This window comes from Bacillus sp. 7894-2 (assembly GCF_002272225.1).
Lineage (GTDB): Bacteria > Bacillota > Bacilli > Bacillales > Cytobacillaceae > Cytobacillus.
In genome coordinates this window covers 84,632-91,839 of record NZ_NPDG01000068.1, presented here as the reverse complement: position 1 = coordinate 91,839, position 7,208 = coordinate 84,632, and the positions used below count along the sequence as shown (strand labels likewise).

Genomic DNA, 7,208 nt, shown 5'->3' with positions numbered 1-7,208 from the left:
ACTCTAAGTCTTGAAGCGGGGGGCTTACTGCCCGTTAGACTGCGATAAAAGATGAAAAGCCGTTCCTTGATGGAGCGGCTTTTTCTTACCTTTGATTCCTATGAAAGAATTCCTGGTACCCGTAAATAATCCATGCGTAAGAGGTGAAGAACAGGAAAATATGGATAGGCTTGAATTTTACGAGCTTATACAAGTTAAGTCTTTGATACAAGTAGTTTAGCGGGTATGCAAACAGCAGATCCATGATGGCATTTACTGCCAGGTACTTCTTGAAACTGCCGAAGGTGAAATGGAAGATCCATAGGGTCCCGATAAAGAATGGGCCCATTATGAAGGTCAGGTCATTGATAAGTTTCTTGAAGTGTCCGCCTTCCACAGTCCACCATTTAAAGGGTATGGCCAGTGTGCTTAAAATTAACACTAAAATCCCTGCAAAAACCGAAACGGTTGAAAATTTATTAAATGACTTCCTGGGCAGAAAGAATATGGTCAGCCACGGAATGACCAAATGAAGCAGCCTGATCGCTGTAGTTGCTTTCATATAAAAATCCCCCTTCTTCCATATTGTGGTTTAGGGGGATATGAATTATTCTCCATTTTTTTATTAAACAGCTGATTCCACCTTAAACATTCCGTCCATCTTCCTCACGATCTCTTTTCCAATCTCTATGGACGCCGTCGCGGCCGGAGACGGTGCATTTAAAACATGGATGGAGCGTTTGCTGGGCACAATGAAAAAGTCATCGACTAATGAACCATCGTCCTTCAAGGCCTGAGCTCTGACACCGGCAGGCCCGGGAACAATATCATCCTTCTGAATGTCCGGCATAAGCTTCTGGACATTTTTCATGAAAAGCTCTTTGGAAGCAGAGCGGATCATTTCTTCCACTCCCTCCTTCATATATTTCTTTGCGAGCTTCCAGAAGCCTTTATAAGCCATAACCTCCATCAGGTCTGCCACATTCAGGTCCGTCTTTTTATAGCCCTCCCTTTTAAAGCTTAGAACGGCATTTGGCCCCACATCAATAGCTCCGTTAATCATGCGGGTAAAATGAACCCCAAGGAACGGGAAGTTAGGATTTGGCACAGGATAGATCAGATTTTTGACGAGACTGCTTTTCTCCGGCTTGAGCATGAAATACTCGCCCCTGAATGGCACGATTTTAACATCCGTTTTCAATCCGGCAAGCTTGGCAATCCGGTCTGACTGCAGTCCGCCGCAGTTTACATAGTAAGCTCCCCTTACCTCTCCCCTGCTGGTCTGGACAATTACTTCCTGAGCTGTTTCGTCAATGGCTGATACTTTATGATTCAGCAGGATGTCCCCGCCTTTTGCTGTAATGATCTCAGCCATTTTTTCCGAAACCTGCTTATAGTTGACAATGCCGGCCATTGGCACATGAATGGCCTTTTTTCCGTTCACATGCGGCTCGATTTCATGCAGCTCACCCTGATCGATCATTCTGATTCCAAGGCCGTTGTCCAGCCCGCGCTGATATAAATCGTCCAATAGCGGCAGCTCGAAATCTTCGCTCGCGACAATGACTTTCCCGCAGATATCCACTTCAAGCCCATGCTTCCGGCAAAATTCTGTCATGGACTCACTGCCTTTTTTGGCAAGCCTGGCTTTATAACTGCCGGGTTTATAGTAAATTCCTGAATGGATGACACCGCTGTTATGGCCTGTCTGATGCGCCGCCACATGGCTTTCTTTTTCCAGGATGGCCACTTTTGCTGATGGAAACCGTTTCAGCAGCTCCATTCCTGTTGACAGGCCGACAATGCCCCCGCCAATAATGATGTAATCGTACATGCTCCTCCACCCTTTCTCTTATTTATGATCAAACCCGCAGGCTTCTGCCAGTAATTCGATGATATGGACCACACGCACCTTATCCTCAAGCCCCTCACGTTTCACCCCGAGGCACATCTGCAGATGGCAGCCAGGATTGGACGTGACGATGGTATCAGGCGAGATGCTATGGACGTGTTCCATTTTGGCGTCGAGTATTTCCATGGACACTTCATAGTGAACAATATTATAGATTCCGGCCGATCCGCAGCACATATCCGCTTTCGGAAGCGGAACATATGTAATGCCTGGTATGCTTTCAAGGAGCTGAACAGGGTCATCCGCCACCTTCTGCACATTTAATAAATGGCATGATGGCTGATAGGTCACAGCACCTGAGAGTTCCCGGCTGAAACTGATTCCGAGTTTGTTCAGTATTACACTTACATCCTTATTCTTTTGGGCAAACACCCTGGCACGCTCTGCCCATTCCGGGTCTTCTGCGAGAAGGTGATCATATTCAACGAGCATCGCACCGCAGCCGCCAATCGCATTAACCACAAAATCAAAGTTCCCTTTTTCAAAAGCCGCAATATTTTCCTTCGCCAATTTCCTTGATGTTCCCGTATCTCCGCTATGGTTCTGTAGCGCCCCGCAGCAGGTCTGTTCCTTAATTACGGTGACTTCGCAGCCGGCATGCTGAAGCAGCTTGATGCTGAGGTCATTGATTTTGGCAAAAAACACATCCATAATACAGCCTGTAAAAAAAGCAACACGGGCTTTCGGCTCGCGCTCTAGCAGAAGGATGCCTGTTCTCAGCTGTTTATTTGGCATTTCCACAGCAGGGGCTATTTCTTCAAAAGCACGAAGCTGTTCTGGAAGAATGCTGAGCGCCTTGCTTTTACGGGCAATCGAATCCATGCCTGTTTTCTGATAGGCCCGAAGTGAAGCTCTCATGGCTGACAGCAGTTTTTTATTCGGCAAGGCCTTCTGCAGAGCCATGTTCTCCACGAATGGAGATGGTGCTTCGGCCCTCTTTACTTGCTTAAAAGACTCGAGGATTTTCCCATATTGAACATTGGTTGGACATGCCGTCTCACAGGCGCGGCAGCCGAGGCAGAGCTCCATCGACTCGGTAATTTCATCGATGGTTATTTTTCCTTCCGCCGCCATTTGCACAAGATTGATCCGTCCCCGAGGAGAGTGACTTTCTTTTCCCATGCTGCCGTATGTGGGGCATGCTGGAAGACAATAGCCGCATTGGACACAGTCAAACGTTTCTTTATAGGCGAGCTGGCTAGTCATGGACTAACACCAGCCTCTGTCCTTTGTTCTCGGGAAAAATTTTGCCCGGATTCATAATGTTGTTTGGATCCCAAGCTTTTTTCATTCGTTTCATCATGTCCAGTCCAGCTTCCCCAAGTTCCATTTCCATAAACGGCGCCTTCATGATTCCGATTCCATGCTCGCCTGAGAGAGTTCCTCCCAATTCAATCGCTGCGGTAAAAATCTCCTCCACCGCTTTTTCCACGCGCTTCATTTCTTCTTTGTCCTGTTTATCAGTTATGATATTCGGATGAAGATTTCCATCACCCGCATGGCCGAATACGACTAAGTCGATTTCATATTTTGCTTTAATTTCCTGAAGCCTTCTGAACATCTCAGGTATCTTGCTTCTAGGAATGGTGGCATCTTCGGAAATTTTCGTCGGCTTTTTCCTCACAATGGCCGGCGAAACTAGTTTTCTCGCTTTCCATAGGTTCCCGGCGGATTCCTCATCCCTGGCAATGATCGCTTCCCTCGCCCCAACTTCAAGGCACACCTGCTTCACCTGCTCGCTTTCATCCCTGATGGCGATTGGATGGCCATCAAGCTCAATCAGGATAATGGCATCCACATCTGTCGGGAGCCCGATCGGCTGAAATTCTTCCACAGCCTGGATCGAAGCCTGGTCCATAATTTCCATTTTGGAAGGCAGGATGCCGGAAGTGAGCACAGCCGATATCGCTTTTCCGGCATCAATAATGTCATCAAAAATGACCATCATCGTTTGAGTGGCCTGCGGTCTTGGAATCAGCTGAAGAGTGGCCTCTGTGATGATGCCGAGCGTCCCCTCGGATCCAACAATCAGCTTCGTCAGGTCATAGCCTGTAACGTTTTTGACCGTCCGTCCGCCTGTCCGAATGATGTCCCCTTCCGGCGTGACGATCTCCAGACCGAGCACATAATCCTTTGTTACCCCGTACTTTAAACCGCGCGGCCCGCCTGCATTTTCAGCGAGGTTCCCTCCAATTGTGGAAACATGGGAACTGCTTGGGTCTGGGGGATACATCAGCCCATAGCGCTGCGCTTCCCGGTCAATATCAGCTGTGATGACCCCCGGTGATACTGTTGCGACTGTATCCTCCGGGTCAATGATCAGCTTTTGGGTCCACCTGGAAAAATCAAGGACCATCCCGCCATGGACAGGGAGCGGACCTCCGCTCAGACTCGTACCCCTGCCTCTTGGATAGACGGGAATTTTCAGTTCATTGGCGAGTTTTACAATGCCAGCCGTTTCCTCTGTCGAAACTGGCTGCAGGATGATCTCTGGAATATAGGCTCCAAATGAGCCGTCGTATGAATAAGAAACCAGGTCCGCTTTTTCAAGCAGAATGCGTTTTTCTGATCCCATAATGCTTTTAAGCCGTTCAACAATCTGTTCGGTGATCACAACGGCACCTTCTTTCCTTCCCCTTCGTTCATCTTCAATTTCTTTGTTACATTCTCAAGATGGACTCTCATGGCCTGCGCTGCTTTTTCTTCATCCTGTTCTTTAATAGCCGTGAAAATGCTCATATGCTCCTGAAAAACCTGTTCACGTTTTGCCGGAAGTCCCACGTTTTTCTTAAGAGAAAACGCAATTGCTTTCCTATACAGATCATCGATGTTTTCCATTACCTGTATCATGAAGCGATTTTTCGTTGCTTTGATCAGGTGTTTATGAAAATTCACGTCTGCCAGATCGCCAACTGCTTCGGGGTTCGTCAGTGTGATTTCAAATTGATCGAGGGCTCCCTTCATTTTTTCCAGGTCGGCCTCATCACGACGCAAGGCAGCAATAGCTGCTGCCTGTGTCTCCATAACCATCCTCATTTCCAATAGCTCAAATACCTGTTCCACGGGAATGTATTCAATCGCTAACGAACCAAGCATGTCTGCCATATTAACCTCTTTAACGAAGCTTCTGCCGCCTTGCCTGGATTCAATGATCCCGCTGGCAGATAATACGCTCAATGCTTCCCGGACAGGCGCACGGCTGACGCCAAACCGTTTGGCCAGTTCATTCTCGGATGGCATCGGCTCATTTGGCGGGAACTTGCCTTCTTTTATCATTTCCTTCAGCTGATCCAGCACCTGGGCCGAGATTTTTTTTCGTTCGATTTTCATGGATGTTAGCTCCTTATATGGTGATTTCGACTGAACTGCTTTTCTTAACTCTTATGATATGGAAAAGAATCGCGAACACACAAAGCCCGAGTCCGGCAATATCCGTGATCATGCCTGGCTTAATCAGCATTAAAGCCCCTGCCAACATTAGGACTCTTTCAACAATCGTCAGCTTGGCATTCAGATAGTTTCCAAGCGAACTTGCCAGGGCGTAGATACCCAGTGTGCTTGTGATGACCACAAGTGCTACTGATAAAATGGATATCGTTTCTCCCTCTGCTGCCTGAAGCAGAATGATAGGATTATAGGCAATCATGAACGGGATGATAAAGCCTGGCAATGAGATTCTAAGCGCTTCCCATGATGTCTGCATCGCATTGGCGCCGGCCAATCCTGCTGCGGTATAAGATGCCAATGCCACAGGCGGTGTAATATTGGACAATGCACCAAACCAGAACACAAAGAAGTGTGCCGCAATCGGGTTAACGCCTGCTTCCACAAGGGCAGGAGCTGCCGTAACGGCAACGACGATGTAAAGTGCTGTGGATGGAAGCCCCATACTTAAAACGATGCAAGTGAGCATGACGACGATTAAAATCAGCCAAAGCTGACCGCCCGTTAATTCAACAATATTATAAGCTAATGTAGATCCAATTCCCGTCATGGTGACAACGCAGATGATGATTCCGATGGCGGCACAGGCAATCCCGACCTGAATCGTTCCTCTTCCGCCTTCAATGAAAGCTTCAATAGTTTTAGAGATTGTGATCCTGGAAGATTTATCTTTTGCCAGCCAGCTCGCAATGATGACTGCGCCGATCCCTGCAAATCCTGCAAACAGGGCTGTTTTTCCCATTAAGAGTGTAGTGATAACAACGATGATTGGGATAAGGAGAACCCCGCGCTCCTTCAGGATTTGGACGACATCCGGAATATTCTCTTTGCTGATGCCTTTTAGGCCCTGCTTTTTCGCTTCAATATCAATGGCAAAAATCAAAGCAATATAGTACAGAAAACTTGGAATGATCGCTGCCAGAATGACTGTCGTATAAGAGATTCCAAGGAAACCGGCCATGATAAAGGCCGCAGCGCCCATAATCGGCGGCATAATCATTCCGCCTGTTGAAGCAGCCGCCTCTACTGCACCGGCAAACTTTGGCTTAAGGCCAATGGATTTCATCAAAGGAATCGTAAAGGCGCCTGTTGTCGCAACATTGGCAACCGCACTTCCGCTCAAAGACCCTGTCAGCGCACTTGAGATGACCGCAACCTGAGCCGGGCCTCCTCGCTTTCGTCCTGCAATGGCAAGGGCGAGATCATTGAAAAGCTGGGTGGCACCGCTGACAGACAGGAAGGCACCAAAGAGGACGAACATGACGATGAATGTGGATGCCGTCGAAAGCGTTAACCCCAGCACGCCCTCAGTCGTCATATAAAGACGGTACAGCAGGCGTTCCAGTGAAAAGCCGGCATGCCCGAATATCCACGGGAAATATGTGCCAAACAGGGCATATACAATAGCGCCTCCGCACAGGATCGGGATAAAGATCCCAACTGCCCTTCTCGAAGCTTCTAGGAGGACAATGATCGTAATAGCACCAAAAATATAGTCGATCATAATAGGCTGGGAGCCCCGGTCCACATGAATGGTTGTGTAGTTCAGGAGCAGGTAGCCGAGACCTGCAATCGCAAGTGCCGCAAAAACATAATCAGGGGCTGTAAACCTTTTTTGATTGGAAGTCTTCCCGGCCGGATAATAGAAAAAAGTCATTACCAAAAGGATGCCCAGGAAAATCAGGTTTCTATAAATCTCTTGAATATTGGATAATCCATTGGAATAAATGGCAAAAGCAGAAAACAATACAGCAATGATGGCAGCCGCTTTTTTGTATGGACCCTCCAGCAGCCGCATGCCGCCGCCAGCTTCTTTATCCAGATCAGCTGGCTGTACAATGGGTTCGCTCGTTGATTTTGTCATTCTTTTCCC

General features: G+C 47.9%; 6 protein-coding genes. All 6 read right to left on the bottom strand.

Translation table 11 applies throughout. The features are described from left to right. Nucleotides 1-85: 85 nt before the first annotated feature. Nucleotides 86-541, bottom strand: a complete 456-nt coding sequence (locus tag CHI10_RS10680) for a hypothetical protein (protein WP_095244271.1) — start codon at nt 539-541, stop codon at nt 86-88. 63 nt (nt 542-604) lie between these two features. Beyond that, entirely contained in the window at nt 605-1,813 is a 1,209-nt protein-coding gene (lhgO, locus tag CHI10_RS10675) for an L-2-hydroxyglutarate oxidase (protein WP_095244270.1), read from the bottom strand. Between the two features lie 18 nt (nt 1,814-1,831). After that, the gene (locus CHI10_RS10670) at nt 1,832-3,097 is read right to left on the bottom strand and encodes a (Fe-S)-binding protein (RefSeq protein WP_095244269.1); all 1,266 of its coding nucleotides are present in this window, start codon (nt 3,095-3,097) and stop codon (nt 1,832-1,834) included. Next, nucleotides 3,090-4,505, bottom strand: a complete 1,416-nt coding sequence (locus CHI10_RS10665; protein WP_095244268.1) for an FAD-binding oxidoreductase — start codon at nt 4,503-4,505, stop codon at nt 3,090-3,092. Before CHI10_RS10665 ends, CHI10_RS10670 begins: the two co-directional genes overlap by 8 nt. Further along, complete coding sequence (locus tag CHI10_RS10660; RefSeq protein WP_095244267.1) at nt 4,502-5,221, bottom strand: FadR/GntR family transcriptional regulator; 720 nt, start codon at nt 5,219-5,221, stop codon at nt 4,502-4,504. Before CHI10_RS10660 ends, CHI10_RS10665 begins: the two co-directional genes overlap by 4 nt. Before the next feature lie 13 nt (nt 5,222-5,234). Further along, entirely contained in the window at nt 5,235-7,199 is a 1,965-nt protein-coding gene (locus tag CHI10_RS10655) for a TRAP transporter permease (protein ID WP_095244266.1), read from the bottom strand. Between the last annotated feature and the right edge of the window lie 9 nt (nt 7,200-7,208).

What these genes read in the sequence shown, in the direction of transcription:
- CHI10_RS10660 (WP_095244267.1), bottom strand. Translation starts at nt 5,221, where the DNA reads ATGAAAATCGAACGAAAAAAAATCTCGGCCCAGGTGCTGGATCAGCTG.
- lhgO (WP_095244270.1), bottom strand. Translation starts at nt 1,813, where the DNA reads ATGTACGATTACATCATTATTGGCGGGGGCATTGTCGGCCTGTCAACA.
- CHI10_RS10655 (WP_095244266.1), bottom strand. Translation starts at nt 7,199, where the DNA reads ATGACAAAATCAACGAGCGAACCCATTGTACAGCCAGCTGATCTGGAT.
- CHI10_RS10670 (WP_095244269.1), bottom strand. Translation starts at nt 3,097, where the DNA reads ATGACTAGCCAGCTCGCCTATAAAGAAACGTTTGACTGTGTCCAATGC.
- CHI10_RS10680 (WP_095244271.1), bottom strand. Translation starts at nt 541, where the DNA reads ATGAAAGCAACTACAGCGATCAGGCTGCTTCATTTGGTCATTCCGTGG.